The organism is Anaerosalibacter bizertensis, from assembly GCF_009696605.1.
Lineage (GTDB): Bacteria > Bacillota > Clostridia > Tissierellales > Sporanaerobacteraceae > Anaerosalibacter > Anaerosalibacter bizertensis.
This window is the reverse complement of sequence record NZ_VULR01000004.1, coordinates 1-16,716: the sequence shown is the minus strand read 5'-3', so window position 1 is coordinate 16,716 and position 16,716 is coordinate 1. Positions and strand designations below refer to the sequence as shown.

19 protein-coding genes are annotated in these 16,716 nt (G+C 29.0%); all 19 read right to left on the bottom strand.

Annotated elements, in window-relative coordinates; all coding sequences use genetic code 11:
- Positions 1-67 precede the first annotated feature (67 nt).
- A complete protein-coding gene (gene mltG / locus FYJ27_RS03780; RefSeq protein ID WP_195839070.1) occupies positions 68-1,120 on the bottom strand; it encodes an endolytic transglycosylase MltG in 1,053 nt (350 codons plus the stop codon).
- 78 nt (positions 1,121-1,198) lie between these two features.
- On the bottom strand, positions 1,199-1,681 hold the full coding sequence (locus FYJ27_RS03775) for a QueT transporter family protein (protein WP_154483367.1): 483 nt from the start codon (positions 1,679-1,681) through the stop codon (positions 1,199-1,201).
- A 16-nt stretch (positions 1,682-1,697) separates the two neighbouring features.
- Positions 1,698-2,039, bottom strand: a complete 342-nt coding sequence (locus FYJ27_RS03770; protein WP_154483364.1) for a YlbF/YmcA family competence regulator — start codon at positions 2,037-2,039, stop codon at positions 1,698-1,700.
- A gap of 15 nt (positions 2,040-2,054) precedes the next feature.
- Positions 2,055-2,648, bottom strand: coding sequence for a LysO family transporter (locus tag FYJ27_RS03765; RefSeq protein WP_154483361.1), 594 nt, complete (start codon positions 2,646-2,648; stop codon positions 2,055-2,057).
- Positions 2,638-2,940 (bottom strand): LysO family transporter, encoded by a 303-nt coding sequence (locus FYJ27_RS03760; RefSeq protein WP_154483358.1) that lies wholly within the window; start codon positions 2,938-2,940, stop codon positions 2,638-2,640. The genes FYJ27_RS03765 and FYJ27_RS03760 overlap by 11 nt, the downstream gene beginning before the upstream one ends.
- Before the next feature lie 120 nt (positions 2,941-3,060).
- Complete coding sequence (locus tag FYJ27_RS03755) at positions 3,061-4,725, bottom strand: ribonuclease J (RefSeq protein ID WP_154483355.1); 1,665 nt, start codon at positions 4,723-4,725, stop codon at positions 3,061-3,063.
- A gap of 119 nt (positions 4,726-4,844) precedes the next feature.
- Positions 4,845-5,285, bottom strand: coding sequence for a Fur family transcriptional regulator (locus tag FYJ27_RS03750; RefSeq protein WP_154483352.1), 441 nt, complete (start codon positions 5,283-5,285; stop codon positions 4,845-4,847).
- 68 nt (positions 5,286-5,353) lie between these two features.
- The gene (locus tag FYJ27_RS03745) at positions 5,354-5,608 is read right to left on the bottom strand and encodes a DUF1292 domain-containing protein (RefSeq protein ID WP_154483349.1); all 255 of its coding nucleotides are present in this window, start codon (positions 5,606-5,608) and stop codon (positions 5,354-5,356) included.
- A gap of 14 nt (positions 5,609-5,622) precedes the next feature.
- Positions 5,623-6,036, bottom strand: a complete 414-nt coding sequence (ruvX, locus tag FYJ27_RS03740; RefSeq protein ID WP_154483346.1) for a Holliday junction resolvase RuvX — start codon at positions 6,034-6,036, stop codon at positions 5,623-5,625.
- Positions 6,037-6,050: 14 nt separating this feature from the next.
- Positions 6,051-6,998: an aldo/keto reductase gene (locus tag FYJ27_RS03735; RefSeq protein WP_154483343.1), complete on the bottom strand. Its 948-nt coding sequence runs from the start codon at positions 6,996-6,998 to the stop codon at positions 6,051-6,053.
- A gap of 15 nt (positions 6,999-7,013) precedes the next feature.
- Entirely contained in the window at positions 7,014-9,170 is a 2,157-nt protein-coding gene (locus FYJ27_RS03730; protein WP_154483340.1) for a hypothetical protein, read from the bottom strand.
- Between the two features lie 27 nt (positions 9,171-9,197).
- Positions 9,198-9,443, bottom strand: coding sequence for an IreB family regulatory phosphoprotein (locus FYJ27_RS03725; protein WP_154483676.1), 246 nt, complete (start codon positions 9,441-9,443; stop codon positions 9,198-9,200).
- Positions 9,444-9,558: 115 nt separating this feature from the next.
- On the bottom strand, positions 9,559-12,198 hold the full coding sequence (gene alaS, locus FYJ27_RS03720; RefSeq protein ID WP_154483337.1) for an alanine--tRNA ligase: 2,640 nt from the start codon (positions 12,196-12,198) through the stop codon (positions 9,559-9,561).
- A gap of 161 nt (positions 12,199-12,359) precedes the next feature.
- Positions 12,360-13,526 (bottom strand): AI-2E family transporter, encoded by a 1,167-nt coding sequence (locus FYJ27_RS03715; RefSeq protein ID WP_195839069.1) that lies wholly within the window; start codon positions 13,524-13,526, stop codon positions 12,360-12,362.
- Positions 13,527-13,566: 40 nt separating this feature from the next.
- On the bottom strand, positions 13,567-13,734 hold the full coding sequence (locus FYJ27_RS03710; protein WP_154483331.1) for a hypothetical protein: 168 nt from the start codon (positions 13,732-13,734) through the stop codon (positions 13,567-13,569).
- 44 nt (positions 13,735-13,778) lie between these two features.
- Entirely contained in the window at positions 13,779-14,318 is a 540-nt protein-coding gene (locus tag FYJ27_RS03705) for a PRC-barrel domain-containing protein (protein ID WP_195839068.1), read from the bottom strand.
- A gap of 122 nt (positions 14,319-14,440) precedes the next feature.
- Complete coding sequence (gene nifU / locus FYJ27_RS03700) at positions 14,441-14,866, bottom strand: Fe-S cluster assembly scaffold protein NifU (RefSeq protein ID WP_154483325.1); 426 nt, start codon at positions 14,864-14,866, stop codon at positions 14,441-14,443.
- Complete coding sequence (gene nifS, locus FYJ27_RS03695; protein WP_154483322.1) at positions 14,866-16,044, bottom strand: cysteine desulfurase NifS; 1,179 nt, start codon at positions 16,042-16,044, stop codon at positions 14,866-14,868. The genes nifU and nifS overlap by 1 nt, the downstream gene beginning before the upstream one ends.
- A gap of 12 nt (positions 16,045-16,056) precedes the next feature.
- Positions 16,057-16,500 (bottom strand): RrF2 family transcriptional regulator, encoded by a 444-nt coding sequence (locus FYJ27_RS03690; protein WP_154483320.1) that lies wholly within the window; start codon positions 16,498-16,500, stop codon positions 16,057-16,059.
- Between the last annotated feature and the right edge of the window lie 216 nt (positions 16,501-16,716).

Below are 16,716 nucleotides of genomic sequence, written 5' to 3'. Positions count from 1 at the left end.
CCCTTTTTACAAAAGTAATACGTGGCAATTGACCATCCACGTATTACATAAATATTTTATACGTTTTTTATTTTTTTGACTGAGCTTCCAGGTGTTCTTCATAGGTCTTAGTGAAAATATGCTCACCACTACCATCATTTTTTAATACATAATATAAATAGTCTACATCTGAAGGATTTACGGCAGCTATTAAAGACTTGGCGCCTGGAGATGCTATAGGAGCTGGAGGTAACCCTTTGTGAAGATAGGTATTATAAGGTGATTCTATTTTCAAATCTTTATATAGCAATCGTTCCTTTCTTTCTCCTAAAGCATATTGAACTGTCGCATCTACTTGAAGAGGCATATCAATCTTTAATCTATTATAAATCACTCCCGCAATAATTGAACGTTCTTTATCGACCCTAGCTTCTCTTTCTACAATTGAAGCTAATGTTATTATTTTATTTAAGTCTAAACCAGATTTTTCAGCTTTATTTTTTAAATCAGATTCATAAAACTGCTCAAATCTTGAGAGCATTATCTCAATAATTTCTTCTTCACTTGCATTTATATCTATTTCATAAGTATCTGGAAATAGATATCCTTCTAAATTGTAATCTTTAGGTATTGTATTTAAAAAAGTATACTTGTCCGAAAACTTACTTATATCTTTGGATACCTCTAAGAACTTTTTTTCATCAACCAATCCAAGTTCATCTAATCTATATGCAATCTGTTTTAATTCAAAACCTTCTGGTATAGTAACTTTTACAACATTTCCATCTTTTCCTCCTGAAGATAGCTTAGACAAAATCTCATCAAGATTCATTCCTGTACTAAATATATAATTACCTGCCTTTAATTTTCCATCTAATTTTTCTATTTTAACTTTACATTTAAAAACTAACTTATTGTTAATCAAACCATTTTCTTTTAGAATATTTGCAATCTTAGTTGTGGAACTTCCAGAAGGAATCTCTATATCTATATCTTTTGGATTATAAAGAGATACTGGACCTGAAGCTTTATCATAAAAAATTTTCATTGTAACTAAACATAAAATAATTATGATAGAATAGATAATAAGTCTTTTATTTGTATTTTTCTTCCTATTTTTATTTTTTAAAGATTCAGCCACAAAATCTCCACCTTTTATATATTTACTCATTTTATTATACTAGGATTATCTTTTTTTTACAAGAATATATAGTGGAAATCATTTATATCCTTTTCTGAATATATTTTTATATATTATTAGTATAATATTTCCAAAAACTAATACCGATATTAATTCTCCTAAAGAAATCCCAAGTACTGTATACCAATAAGGTATGCTAGTAAAATAGGAAACCCAAATAGAAACCAATAATCCATTTAATATAACAGGTGGAAGTGTTCCTAATATTTTATTAGGCATTTTACTTGTCAAATATGCTGCCATAAGGGTAATTAAACTCCCTCCTATTATATCTATTAGTCCAAACCCAGAAAAGGAAACAAGTATTATATTTGAAATTAGACATCCTATAAATACTCCTGGTATAGCAGCAGATTCTACCAATGGTAATAAAGTTAATCCTTCTGCAATCCTTAGTTGAATAGGACCAAATGCTAATTGACCAATAGGTATTTGAATGGCTACCAATACTACGTATATTGCAGAAATCAATCCAGCTTTAGTTAGATATTTAGTATCCATAATAACCTCCAAAAATTTAATCCTCCAATGTATCTAATTTAATTACATCATCAAGTATCTTATAAACATCAGATATTAATTGAGTAAATTTCATTTCAGCTATAAAAAATTCTTTTATATCTGGATTTAACATTAAAATTTGTTCTAGTTTTTGTAATTTTTCAATTTTTTCTTTATCTACTTCTTTACCTGATAATTGTTCCATTTGAACTTCAAGAGCTTTCTCTCTAAAATCATCAATCATTTCTCTATTTTTAACATCTGAAAAAACGTTTTTTTGTTTTTCAAAATATTCATTATACTCATCTGATTCTTTAATAGCTCTAGCTAATTTATGAGCTTCATCATATACATTCATAGTTTTCCCTCCTAACTATATTTTTATCATTATTGAAACCAAAATAGGTACAACTAAGCTAAGTATCACTCCAGAAATAAATGAAACTATTGTAGTTTTTGAATCAGTTGACTTTGAAATAACAGGCAATGCTGTATCCATAGCTGTTGCGCCACAAGGAGCAATACATTCTAAATATCCAATATGCTTAGCTATTATTGGAACAATTATAAGAGCAATAATCTCCCTAACCACATTAGTTAAAAATGCTATAGCACTTAATTCTGTTGAATAACTAGTAAGCATTACTGAAGATAATGTATACCATCCTAAACCAGCACCTACAGCACCTGATTCATTTGTAGGCATTTTTAATAAAAAACCACCTAATATACTTCCTAATATACTTCCAATAATAATCATTATAGGTACAAGAAGTATTTTAAATCCCATTTTTTTAAGATCTTTAAATACACCCTTTTGCTTCCCAATATCCATTCCTACAAAAAACAAAAGCAAACAAAGTCCTATGTCTGCAATTGTACCTGTATAAGAAAAAACCCAATCAGGAAGTATAAAATATCCTGCTCCAATTCCTAATACAACTGCTAAAATAATACTAAGACTCATGGGACTCCTCCTTATCTCTAATAACTATATTTCTTACCAATCTAACAAAAATTATACTAAAAATTATAGAAAACACAGCTAAAACCGTTGCTTTAGCACCTATTTGGAAAAATGATGAAAGTACTTTTTTATCTAATCCAATTCTCACTCCCATTGTAAAAAGTAAAAATAATAAGAAAAAATTCTGAATGCTTCCAAGCTTATCAGCAAATTTATCACTTATTAAACCTTTTTGTGAAATAATTGCTCCTACAACAAGTAATGAGAAATAAATAAGTACTGTATAGCTCATATGACCCCTCCTTCGTATATTGATTCTTCTGTTTAAAAATATATTTTTACTATAGACATTATACTACATAATAATAAAATAGGCTACATAATATGAAAAAAGCCGTAGAAATCTACGGCTTTAAACTTCCATAATAATAGGTAATATCATCGGATTTCTCTTGATTTTTTCATATAAGAATCCTCTTAGAGCATCACGTATACTAGATTTTAATGTAGCCCAATCAGTTATATGATTTTTCTCACATTCTCTCAATACTTCTCTAACTACATCTCTAGCTTCTCCCATTAAATCTTCAGACTCTCTTACATATACAAATCCCCTTGAAATAATATCAGGACCAGCCATTATTTTTCCATCTTCTTTACTTATAGTAACAACCACTACAATCAAACCATCTTCTGATAAATGTTTTCTATCTCTTAAAACAATATTTCCTACATCCCCTATTCCTAAGCCATCTACTAAAATATTACCTGCAGAAACTTTAGGTCCAAAAGAGCATGAGTTTCTAGTAAATTCTATTATAGAACCATTTTGACCTACAAAAATATTTTCTTTTGGCATTCCCAAATCTTCTGCTAACTGAGCATGCCTTCTTAAATGTCTATATTCTCCATGAACAGGTATAAAATACTTAGGCTTTACAAGAGCATGAATAAGTTTTAATTCTTCCTGACACGCGTGACCTGATACATGAACATCTGCCAAAGATTCATATATTACATTTACACCTTTTTCCATCAATTGATTTATAACCCTTGAAACAGTTTTCTCATTTCCTGGTATAGGTGTAGCAGATATAACTACTAAATCTCCTGGTACCAACTCTATTTTTCTATGTTCCGAATAAGCCATTCTAGCTAATGCAGACATAGGTTCACCTTGACTACCTGTAGTAATAACTACAACTTTATCATATGGATATTTGTTCATATCATTTATATCTATTAAAGTTCCATCAGGTATATTTAAATATCCTAATTCTGTAGCTACCCCTATTACATTTATCATACTTCTTCCAGATACTACAACTTTCCTATTGAAAAGAACTGCGGAATCTATTATTTGCTGTATCCTATATACATTAGATGCAAAAGTTGCAACTATAATTCTGTGTTCAGCCTTTGAAAAAATATCATTAAAGGTATCTCCAACAGTCCTTTCTGACATTGTATAGCCTGGTCTTTCTACATTAGTGCTATCGGCTAAAAGTGCAAGAACTCCTTTCTTCCCTATTTCTGCAAATTTACGAAGATCTATTGCCTCATCGTTTATAGGAGTGTAGTCAATTTTAAAGTCTCCAGTGTGAACTATTATTCCAACAGGTGTGTGTATTGCTAATGCAACAGAATCTGGAATACTGTGATTAGTTTTAATGAATTCTATTTTAAAACAGCCAATTTCTATAAGATCTCCTGCTTCTACTTTATTTAACTTAACATTCTTCATATTATGTTCTCTTAATTTATTTTCAATTAATCCTAACGTTAGTTTAGTTCCATAGACAGGTGCGTTTATTTTCTTGAGAACATAAGGCAACGCTCCAATATGATCTTCATGGCCATGAGTTAAAACTATAGCCCTAACTTTTTCTTTGTTTTTCAATAAATAACTTATATCTGGTATAACTACATCTATACCCAACATTTCATCTTCGGGAAAAATAAGCCCGCAATCTATAACGATTATGTCATTTCTGTATTCTATAACAGTAATGTTTTTCCCTACTTCACCTAAACCACCCAAAGGTATGATTTTTAATTTATAAGGTTTTCTAGACAAACTGTATCAACTCCTTCTATTCTATTAATTTCTCCAAATCTTATAATAATTAGTATTCTAAAAAATAAAAATTTATTAGCACACCGTCTATTACAAAAAAATAACCCCCTTCAGGGGATTTATTTATCTCGACACTCAATACAATATCCAAAAAATTTTACATTGTGGTCCACTATCTTAAATTTCCCTTCTCTCTCAATCTCATATTCTAAATTCTCTAGTAAGTCTAGTTTAACTTCTATGACTTTTCCGCAATTTAAACATATTAGATGATGGTGATGATGATCATTAGAATCTGAATTTAATTCGTATCTATTGCAACCATCATCAAAATTTAATTTACATACTATATCCAGTTGTTCAAAAAGCTGTAATGTTCTATAAACTGTTGCTAAACCTATTTCTGGATATTTTAACTTAACTACTTCATAAATCTCTTCAGGACTTAAATGACTTCCACTATTTTCAATAATAGCATCTAAAATTGCCCTTCTTTGAGTAGTTAGTTTATATCCTTCTTCCTTCAATCTCTCTTTTATAGAATCTACATTAATATCCATTTTTTCACCTGCTTATTTATTCTATATATAGAATATAGATATATATAATAAAAGTCAAATATTTATAATTATTTTTGTTCTATATTTTCCTTTAATATACTTTCATAAGCTAATATAGCATCATTTAATTCTTCATCATCTTCTATTCCCACTAAAACTAATTCATTATTGTCATCATATTCCATTCTAAGAATATAGGCCTCATTCTCATCGTTAATAGGAAAAAGCACAGCATAATTAAAATCATCTAAACCAAAAGTTGCAGCAACTTCGAATTCTTCCTCCTTACCATTTTCATCCAGCAAAACTATTCTATCATCCATATACTTCACCTTCTTTAATAGTTTTTATCTAAATAAGTCTGCAAGATATAAGTTGCAGCTACTTTATCAATAACTTTTTTTCTCTTTTTTCTACTTACATCCCCATTAATCAATAGCCTCTCAGCAGCCACTGTTGTTAAACGTTCATCCTCTAATATTATTTCTAAACCAAATTTTTCTTTAATTTCTTCCACAAACTTTAAAACTTTCTCACCTTGAGGTCCTACAGTATTATTCATATTTTTAGGAAATCCAATAACTATCTTTTTTATTTCATATTCATCAATAATATCTTTTAATGCTTTAAAATCATTTTCAATACCATCTCTTTGTATTGTAGTAATACCTTGAGCTGTTAAGCCTAAAAGATCACTAACAGCTACACCAATAGTTTTATCTCCTACATCTAATCCTAGAATTCTTTCCATAATATCTCCTCATCTTAAATTACTTTTATACAAAACTCTGGGCAACTTTGAGCACAATATCCGCAAAATATACAATTATCATTAGGAACAGCTTTACCATCTACTATACTTATACCATTATTTTTACAAGTCCTAACACAATTTCCACAACCAATACAGTAATAAGAAATAATTAGCTTTCTTTTCTTTTTATCAATTTTTCGCTTTACTTCATCTGGAATATAGCCTTCATTCATTAAATTTATATTAGCATCTACTTCATCTTTTGATTGCATTCCTATAGCCACAGCATCAATATAAGGAATATTTCTTACAAAATTAAAAGCCTCCTCTGCATCTTTTATCAGATGTCCTCCTCCTAAAGGCTTCATACCATATATTCCTTTTCCTGCATTATGAGCCTTCTCTATAGCTTTCAACATATCTTCTACATTTCCATCTTGAATACCTATGCCAAGTTTGTTGATTATAGGATGTATCACATCTATTTCGTCAAACTCAATTGCTCCAAGGACTCCTTCCACCCTATGAGTAGACATTCCAAAAGCTCTGATTTTACCTTCTTTCTTTGCCTGAGTAAAATACTCAATTGCCTCATAATGTCCTCTTAAGGTATGAATACTTTCCTGTTCATGCAATAAAAACATATCTATATAGTCAGTATCCAATTCTTTTAAAGCTTTATTTAAACTTTCTTCTGCTGTTTTTTTATCATATGCATAGCATTTAGTTGTAATTACAAAATCATTTCTATTTATATCCTTTAAAGCTTCCCTAATATAATCATAATTATCATAAAGTTCTGCCGTATCTAAAAAATTGACTCCCTTTGAATAAGCATATTTAATAAGCTCTGCACCTTCTTTTATAGGTAGATTAGCTTGAAAAGGCGTTATAGTAAGAGAGCCAAAACAAAGTCTTGATACTTTAATTCCTGTATCTCCTAAAAAAACTCTTTCCATAATAATATACACTTCCTAATTTTGTTCTTCAATTATATATTCTACTAGCTTAGAAATAAAAGATATATTAATCAATGTTACAGCTATTGAAGCAAGAATTATTCCAGAATCATTAGCTAAAAATCCTATTATACTACCTACTATACCACTTATAAATCCTACATAGATATATTTGTTTTCATTAAATAGATCTCTTAATTTATCTTTCAAAATAAAAATAATTACAATTTGTGAAATTAGGTTAACATTCAAAACCTTAGTCCACATGGAAGATCCTACTAATTTAATATTCATTAAAAGCTTTCTAATAGCAATGCTCATAATCATCAAATTACCCTCATTATTTGTCATCATTATAGTTCTTCCTAAATGAGTAGGATTAGAATTAAATTTAATATCAACAAAAGCCATTGCTAATATGAAAACTACAGTAGCCAAACCAATAGTTAAGATTCTTTTGAAACTTATCTTTTTATTAAAAGTTTCTGCTAGAAAATAAAGTACGAAAAACAAAACTGCTATACTTCCACCTACATTAGCTCCTAATTTAGGATGTCCTACTATTATAGCAGAAAAAATCAACAAAACAAATGAAAATACTTTATTTCTATTTTTATTAATACAAATCCCTAAAAATACTGAAGTAGCTCCTAAAAATACTCCTATCATTTCATTTCCTAAACCAAAATATCTAGCACCAATTGCAGGATCATGACCTAGTACAGAATATCTAGTTAACTTACCTCCTAAAAATACATCTAAAACTAGAACTCCATAGAGTAAACTCGATATAAGTAAAACCTTATCTATACCCTTTATCTTATATATTATTAATACTAGTAGAAACAATATAGTAATCAATGAAATAATATAACTAGTATAATTTGTCCATTTTATCACTGATGTTAAAATTAATGATAATGGAATTACTCCAATAATTATAAGTGAAATACTTAAAATATTATATAAGATTCCTTTTAATTTCATATTAGTAGCTAGAACTAACATGGCAAATAATATTACAATTATAGATAATATACTATAAGTAGATAAAATATAAAATCTACTTTTAGAAATTATATTTATTCTAGAATTATTAGTTGAAATTAAATTAAAATTATCATTATTTTCTTTATATATCATTGTATTGCCTGACATATATTCTGTAGACGTTCCTAGAAATTTTGCAACTGAAGGTGCTATATCGATATTTGTTACCAGACCCTCTCTCTTAGTAGTAGGAGAATACAAGATACTTTTAGAAATATTATTTCCCCAAAGTATTATAGGTGACAATTTACTATTATCTACTCTGTCTTCTCCACTATTAGGACTAGTTATAATAAATAAAGATTTATCTTTATCAATGCTATTTTTTAAATTACCTATAAAACCATCTATCTTATTTAAAATATTTATCCTATGTTTCTCAAACATTTCATCTGTTAATTCTTCACTATAAAAATTAAGTCTATCTAAATCTCCAGTGTCTATAACTACTAAAGATGCTTTGTTTTTAATATTATTTACTTCACCAAGTAATTTATCATAATCTGTTCTAAATCCATAAGGAAAATTTTTATCTTCAATTAATATATTGTCCACATTACCATAATCAATTAACCCTTTAGAATCTATAGCAATAAGACTACTTGCTCTTATTGTATCTTCTAGAGTATCCCCATTTCCATACATAGCAGTTTTAAGCCCTGAGTTATGTAAACTATCTCCTAAGGCTCCTATATGTGGCATATAACTATTTTCTTTGTTTAGCTCAATAATTCTATTAAGGTTTACATTTGCAATTTGAGAATCCCCAGTTATTGGACTGATTCTTCTTTCATATATCTCCCTGTTTTCTTTATTTAAATTATAGGTTTCAGCACTTTCATAGGTAGAATAAGCTTTCTTCGAAGAATTTATTGTTAAGAAGCTTTCTGAGCCTTTATAGTTATATAGTCCTCTTGTATTCATAAGCCCAATACTACCTTCATCTATAATCTTTCGTAAATTAGGCATATTATCAATATCTTGTAAGGTATATCTATTAATTACGATTAAATATACTGTTTTATTATTAGATTGAGAAGATGAAGCTATACTACACTCACTAAAAAAAGAAAATATAAGTATTATAACAATTAAACTGCTTAATAACCTAAATCTATTCAATTAAACCTCTCCTACTTCCTATTGTTTTTACTTTTCCTTGTCTTCATTTTCTAGATAATACTTTAATAACTCTTCAATAAGTTCGTCTCTTTCTAATTTTCTTATTAAACTTCTAGCATTATTATGACTAGTTATATATGTGGGATCTCCAGACAAAATATATCCAATCATTTGATTAATAGGATTATAGCCTTTTTCTTTTAATGATTCATAGACAGTTACAAGAATCTCCTTAGCTTCATTTATATTTTCCTTTGGTGGTTCAAATTTCATAGTTTCATTAAAATTATTATTATTCACAAAAACACCCCCTTATAATATTTATACCATAAAGATCATATTATATACACCTTTTAAAATAAATATTAGCCAAATATTTGGCTAATATTTATTTTAAACTTTTTTTGATTAAAATTTCAACTAGTTCTAATCCATTATCTACTTTACTAGGATCTTTTCCACCTGCTTGTGCCATATCTGGGCGACCGCCACCACCGCCACCAGCTACTTTAGCAACTTCTCTAATAATATTACCTGCATGAATACCTTTATCCATCAAATCCTTCGTAACCATAGATACAAAAGACACTTTATTATCCAAAACAGAAGCTAAAACTATAACTCCAGAATGGATTTGGTTTTTAATTTCATCTCCTAAGCTTCTTAAACTATTCATGTCCATATTATTAACCTTATAAGTTATAAGGTTAACTCCTTCTATATCACGTTTCTGATTTAATATATCATCAGCTAAAGAAGAAGCCATCTTTGATTTTAAAGATTGTATTTCTTTTTCTTTTTCCTTTATTTCTTCAGTAATAGTCTTTGCTTTTTCTATTACATTGTCTTTATTTGATTTTAAAATACTAGATATACTATCCATTTGATTTTCTACATCTTTCAAATATCTATAAACTTTTCTACCAGTTATAGCCTCAATTCTTCTGACTCCAGAAGCAATACTAGATTCACCTATGATTTTAAACAACCCTATATTGCTAGTATTATTGACATGGGTTCCTCCACAAAGTTCCTTACTAAAAGAACCCATTTCTATAACCCTTACATCGTCTTTATATTTTTCATCAAATAGGGCTACCGCTCCTCTTTTTTTAGCTTCTTCCATAGTAGTTTCAATCACTGATACATCTAGTCCTAATAGTATATTCTCATTTACAAGCTCCTCTATTTTATCTAAATCTTTTTCATCTACTCCTTCATAATGGGTAAAATCAAATCTCAATCTATCAGGTAAAACCAAAGAACCTGCTTGATTTACATGTTCTCCTAAAACATCTTTTAATGCTTTATGGAGAAGATGTGTTGCAGAGTGGTTCCTTGCTATATCATTCCTTCTATCCTCATCAACTTTAGCAAGTACACTTTCATTAGTGTAGATTTCTCCTCTTTCAACTTCTACAAAATGATATATAATATCATTTTTAGTCTTTTGAGTATCTATAACCTGAGCTTTAAAATTATTTCCTTCTATAATACCAGTATCTCCTACTTGGCCACCACTTTCTCCATAAAAAGAAGTTTCATCTAAAATAACTATACCCTTTTCTCCTTCTTTTAAAATAGAAACTTCTTCTTCATCTTTAAACAATCCTATTACTCTAGAATTACATTCCAATGTGTCGTATCCTTTGAAATTAGTTTTGAAATCTTTTAATTTATGAGCTATCTCGTCTTTACCCCAAGCTTCTTTTCCTAAACCATGTCTTGCATTTCTTGCTCTTTCCCTTTGCTTTTCCATTTCTTTATTAAATTCTTCCACATCTACTTTTAGTCCCTTTTCTTCAAGTATCTCTCTTGTTAAATCTAGTGGAAATCCATAAGTATCATAAAGCTTAAAAGCTTTCTCTCCATCTAATACTTTTTCATTTTTATTCCTCATGTTTTCAATATACTTATCTAGTATATTTATTCCCTGATCAATAGTTTCTTCAAACTTTTCTTCTTCAACTTTTATTACTTTTCTAATTTTCTCTTCATTATCAACTAAGTCTATATATTCTTCTTTCCAAATATCAATAACTTTTTTAGAAAGATCATATAAAAAGATCTCATGAATTCCTAATAACTTACCATGTCTTGCTGCTCTTCTTATAAGTCTTCTTAAAACATACCCTCTTCCTTCATTACTTGGCAAAACTCCATCAGAAACTAAGAATGTTATCGCCCTTATATGATCTGTTATTACCCTGATAGATTCATCTACTTTTTCATCTTCACCATATTTACTTCCACTAACCTTTTCTACTTCTTCTAACAGGTCATGAATGACTTCTATTTCAAAAATATTATCTGCACCTTCCATAACAGCTGCTATTCTTTCAAGTCCCATACCTGTATCTATATTAGGATTTGGAAGTGGATTGTAATTTCCTTCTTCATCTTTATCATACTGTGAAAATACTAAATTCCAAACCTCCACATACCTATCACATTCACAACCTGGCTTGCAATCAGGATCTCCACAACCATATTCTTCTCCTCTATCTATATAGATTTCTGAACATGGTCCTCCAGGTCCTACTTCTAGCTCCCAAAAGTTATCTTCTTTTCCTAGTCTAACTATTTTCTCTTTTGGTATCTTAATATTTTCATTCCAAATTCTAAAAGCTTCATCATCATTAAGATAAACAGTTACCCAAATATCTTCTTTAGGTACTTCTAATCTTTCGGTCATAAATTCCCAAGCCCATTCTATAGCCTCTTCTTTAAAGTATTCTCCAAAAGAAAAATTTCCTAACATTTCAAAAAAGGTTGCATGCCTGTCTGTCTTTCCTACATTTTCAATATCTCCCGTTCTAACGCATTTTTGACAAGTAGCTACCCTCTTACTTGGTGGAATAGAATCACCAGTAAAATACGGCTTCAAAGGTGCCATTCCTGCATTTATAAGCAATAAACTTTTATCATTTTTAGGAACTAAAGAAAAACTTGGTAAAATCATATGATCTTTTTCTTGAAAAAATTCTAAAAACTCTTTTCTAATTTCATTTAATCCCATCTTTTTCATTAAGTGCACACCTCACTTTTATCTTAAGAGTATAATAATACTGGATTTTAATTTTCTCATTCTATAAAAAAAACGTCCCAAAGCAGAAAAGGGACGACAGTCAAACCCTACTCTATAACTAGGATTATAATTAAAAAGCTACAAATTGTCAATAATTAACCCTAGTTAACTTTTTCTACAATATAAGAATATAGAATCTTAACTACCGCTACTACAGGTATAGCCAATATCATTCCTAATATTCCAAAAAATCCTCCACCTAGTATTAGTGATATTATAACAGTTACAGGATGAATTCCTACACTTTCTCCTACAACCTTTGGAGTAATTATATTGTTTTCTATTTGTTGAATAGTAGTAAAGGTTATTATGACCCATAGAGCTTTTAAAGGTCCTTCTAATAATGCAAAAAAGACGGCAGGTATTATACCAATAACTGGACCAAAGTAGGGAATTATGTCTGCTATACCTGCCAACATACCTATACTGAAAGCAAAATCTATATTTAAAATAAATAATGCTATAGTAGTAGTAATACCTACAAATATGCCTACTATTATTCTTCCTCTAATAAATTGGCTTATAGATTTATCCATTTCTTTAAAAAGTTTTACTATTTCACCCCTATAAGCTTTAGGTATAGTTAAATAAATTTTTTTCTTAAAAAATTCTTTGTCTTTTAAAAAATAAAATGAAATAATAGGAACTAATATTAGAGTAAAAATTTTTGAAAACGCATTTGTAGTTATATCTACAAATTTTTTAATCCATTTTATGATAATACTCTCTAGGTTGTTTATATTTTCTTCAAAGATATCTCTTATACCATCAAATTGTGGTGGTAAATTTTTAAAATTTGAATAATACTTATTTTGTACCCTATCTATGTATTCGTAAATCTTATTTAAATAATCTGGCAATATAGATCCTATGTTTCTAAACTCTCTTATGATTTTAGGAATTAAAACAAAAGAAAAGATAAATATAATGAGAAAAATAATAATATATACAAAAATAACGCTCCACAAATCAGGTATATTCTTCTTTTTAAAGAAATCTACTATGGGGTTCAATAAATAGGCTAAAATTGATGATAATACTAAAATATTTATTATTTCTGATAAAAACTTATATTTTTTTGTTAGTATATAAACTAAAAATATGAATAATAAAAATATGAATAATTTAGATAATCTTCTAGTATCTATTTTAATTTTCTTATTTTCTTCAATATATTTATTTCCTATATTAATTATATAATAAATAGAAATCAATATAAACAGTCCAATTAATATTTGTAGATTTAATGATATATTTTTAAAGTTCATTTTTATCTCCCTATTATAATTCATAGGCAGCAAAAGCTGCCTATCTCCATAATAAATTCATACCACTTTTCATATTTGAAATAGCCTTTCTAGCACTTCTTTTTATTTTTCTTTTTTGTATTGGATTTATCCTAGAAGCTGCAAATCCTAAAGCTGATACTCCTAAAAGACTACCTACAAAAGCTCCTCTTCTAAAACTTCCATTCATGTATATCATCTCCTTTATTTTTGTTCTCCATTTATTTTGCCTCTTTATCTCTCTACTAATTCTAGTAATTTTTTGTATTTCTCTTTGTTTTTGCTAATTAAGTCCTTAACTTCATTATCTACTATTAAATGTTCCTTATTTGTTTTTACATTAGAAAAATTTGGTATAAAGCTTCTGCCCTTAGTTATATCCTCTATTAGCCCTTCAGTTATGATATATCCAATTAACTTACCATCATCTTTGCTAAATAATAAATCTTTGACATAACCTAGACATTCCCCATCTTGTGTAAGTATCTCTTTGTCTATAAACTTAATTTCTTCTTCTGTAATACCTTCTTCTATATTTGAGTTTTTAATAGATAAGTTTTTTCCTAAATCAATCATTATAGCATCTTTTCCAAAAGATGTTACCCTTTCTAATTCTATTGTTTTCTTTTGCTTTAAAATTTTTCCACCCTTTATTAAAAAACCTACAAAAGATTGAAAATCTTCTTTGAAAATCACATCAGATATTTCCCCTATTCTTTCTCCATTCTTTTTTTCCACAACCTTAGCTCCAATTAAATCTCTATATCTAATCAATTGAATTCCTCTTTTCAACTTTTAGTTTGACATAATTAGTATTTCACATATTTTAAAAAAATATTTAATTGTTTAAAACTAAAAATAAAACCAGCTGCTGAAATATTTCAGCAGCTGGTTTTTTAATGGTGATCATGTGGATCTTCATCTGGATTAAAGTCTTCAAGTCCATCAATATGAATATTATTTTTTTGTGAATAATCTAAAAGTGCAGCTTTTATTGCTTGTTCAGCTAATACAGAACAATGCATTTTCACTGGTGGCAATCCATCAAGAGATTCAGCTACAGCCTTGTTAGTAACTTTCATAGCTTCATCTATACTTTTTCCCTTAACCATTTCTGTTGCCATACTAGAAGAAGCTATAGCAGAACCACATCCAAAAGTTTTAAATTTAACATCTACAATTATTCCATCTTCTATTTTTAAATACATTTTCATAATATCTCCACATTTTGGATTTCCAACTTGACCAACACCATCAGCATCTGGTATTTCACCAACATTCCTAGGATTCCTAAAATGTTCCATTACTTTTTCTGAGTACATTATTTTTCCCCCTTTACTTTTTCATATAGTGGTGACATTTCTCTAAGTCTTTGCACTATTTCTACTAACTTCTCAACTACATAGTCTACTTCCTCTTCCGTATTAAAATCGCCTAATGAAAGTCTTAGTGAGCCATGAGCTATTTCATGTGGAAGCCCTATAGCTAAAAGGACATGGGAAGGATCTAAGGACCCAGAAGTACAAGCAGAACCACTAGAACCTGCTATTCCTTCCATATCTAAGCTAAGTAATAATGATTCTCCTTCTATGAATTCAAAACAGAAACTAACATTTCCTGGAAGTCTCTTTTCAGGATGCCCATTTAGTCTTACATGAGAAATATTTTCAAAAACCTTTTTTATAAGTCTTTCTCTAAGTTTTATAAGTTTTTCATTATGCTCATCTATATTTTCATAGGCAAGTTCTATTGCTTTTCCCAATCCTACTATACCTGGAACATTTTCAGTACCTGCTCTTCTATTTCTCTCTTGAGCTCCACCCTCTATTAAAGAATGAATTTTTACTCCTTGTCTAATATACAACGCACCTATACCTTTAGGTCCATAGAATTTATGGGCAGATAATGAAAGTAAATCTATATTTAAGTCATCTACATCAATTTTTACATGCCCTATAGCTTGAACTGCATCTGTGTGAAAATATATATTTTTTTCCTTTGCTATTTGGCCAATTTCTTTTATGGGTTGAATAGTTCCAATTTCATTATTTGCAAACATTATAGTAATAAGTATAGTTTCATCTGTAATTGATTCTCTAAGTTCATCGAGATCTACCATACCATATTTATCTACATCTAAATAAGTAACCTTAAATCCTTGTCTTTCTAAATATTGGCATGTATGAAGAATTCCATGATGCTCAATTTTTGTAGTAATAATATGATTCCCTTTGTCTTTATTTGCATAAGCTATTCCCTTGATAGCCCAATTATCTGATTCAGAGCCACCTGCAGTAAAAAATATTTCATTTGGTTTAGCTCCGAGAACTTTTGCAACTTTATCTCTAGCATTTTCAACAGCATTCTTAGACTTACCACCTAACGAATAGATACTTGATGGATTACCATATTTTTCAGAGAAATATGGTAACATTTCGTCTAATACTTCCTTTTTTACAGGAGTAGTTGCTGAATTGTCCATATAAATATAGTTTTTCATAGTTTCTTCCTCCTAAACTTCTGGATTTTCATTGGATAATATATCCATATGCTCATCAATCATATCTTGAAGAGTAATAGAATCTATTACTTCGTCAATACTATCTCTTATCTTCATCCAAACTAACTTTGTAACACAATGCTCTTCTCTATCACATTTATTTATATCATTATCCACTACACAGTCAGCTGGTGCCATATTGCCTTCTAATGATCTTAAAATACTCCCTACAGTAATTTCTGATGGAGGTTTAGCTAATAGATACCCACCTTGTGCCCCTCTTACACTTTCAAGAAATCCATCTTTCCTTAGCACAGATACCAATTGTTCTAAATAATTTTCAGATATTTTTTGTTCATCTGCTACACTTTTAAGCGGAATAGGACCTTCTCCATAGTGAAGAGATAACTCAAACATAGCTTTAAGGCCATATCGTCCTTTTGTAGACAATCTCATTTTTCCACCTCTTTTAATCCCAACTAGTTCACTTGGTATTTATTTATAAGTATATTATAACCTAGTATTCTTGTCAACATTCATTTAAATTAGAGTTTCCCCAAAATTTAATTATAAAATAGCCGTAGGCTAATTATAGAAACGCATTAGCTATTAATAGCTGTTGTGATCCCTTATTTCTAAATATAGGTTTTATGAAATTTTTAATACCAGTTT

What these genes read in the sequence shown, in the direction of transcription:
- FYJ27_RS03690 (WP_154483320.1), bottom strand. Translation starts at nt 16,500, where the DNA reads ATGAGATTGTCTACAAAAGGACGATATGGCCTTAAAGCTATGTTTGAG.
- FYJ27_RS03745 (WP_154483349.1), bottom strand. Translation starts at nt 5,608, where the DNA reads ATGGATGATAGAATAGTTTTGCTGGATGAAAATGGTAAGGAGGAAGAA.
- alaS (WP_154483337.1), bottom strand. Translation starts at nt 12,198, where the DNA reads ATGAAAAAGATGGGATTAAATGAAATTAGAAAAGAGTTTTTAGAATTT.
- FYJ27_RS03770 (WP_154483364.1), bottom strand. Translation starts at nt 2,039, where the DNA reads ATGAATGTATATGATGAAGCTCATAAATTAGCTAGAGCTATTAAAGAA.
- FYJ27_RS03750 (WP_154483352.1), bottom strand. Translation starts at nt 5,285, where the DNA reads ATGGATATTAATGTAGATTCTATAAAAGAGAGATTGAAGGAAGAAGGA.
- nifS (WP_154483322.1), bottom strand. Translation starts at nt 16,044, where the DNA reads ATGAAAAACTATATTTATATGGACAATTCAGCAACTACTCCTGTAAAA.
- FYJ27_RS03725 (WP_154483676.1), bottom strand. Translation starts at nt 9,443, where the DNA reads ATGAAATTTGAACCACCAAAGGAAAATATAAATGAAGCTAAGGAGATT.
- FYJ27_RS03760 (WP_154483358.1), bottom strand. Translation starts at nt 2,940, where the DNA reads ATGAGCTATACAGTACTTATTTATTTCTCATTACTTGTTGTAGGAGCA.
- FYJ27_RS03715 (WP_195839069.1), bottom strand. Translation starts at nt 13,526, where the DNA reads ATGAACTTTAAAAATATATCATTAAATCTACAAATATTAATTGGACTG.
- FYJ27_RS03710 (WP_154483331.1), bottom strand. Translation starts at nt 13,734, where the DNA reads ATGAATGGAAGTTTTAGAAGAGGAGCTTTTGTAGGTAGTCTTTTAGGA.
- FYJ27_RS03775 (WP_154483367.1), bottom strand. Translation starts at nt 1,681, where the DNA reads ATGGATACTAAATATCTAACTAAAGCTGGATTGATTTCTGCAATATAC.
- ruvX (WP_154483346.1), bottom strand. Translation starts at nt 6,036, where the DNA reads ATGGAAAGAATTCTAGGATTAGATGTAGGAGATAAAACTATTGGTGTA.
- FYJ27_RS03765 (WP_154483361.1), bottom strand. Translation starts at nt 2,648, where the DNA reads ATGAGTCTTAGTATTATTTTAGCAGTTGTATTAGGAATTGGAGCAGGA.
- FYJ27_RS03735 (WP_154483343.1), bottom strand. Translation starts at nt 6,998, where the DNA reads ATGGAAAGAGTTTTTTTAGGAGATACAGGAATTAAAGTATCAAGACTT.
- nifU (WP_154483325.1), bottom strand. Translation starts at nt 14,866, where the DNA reads ATGTACTCAGAAAAAGTAATGGAACATTTTAGGAATCCTAGGAATGTT.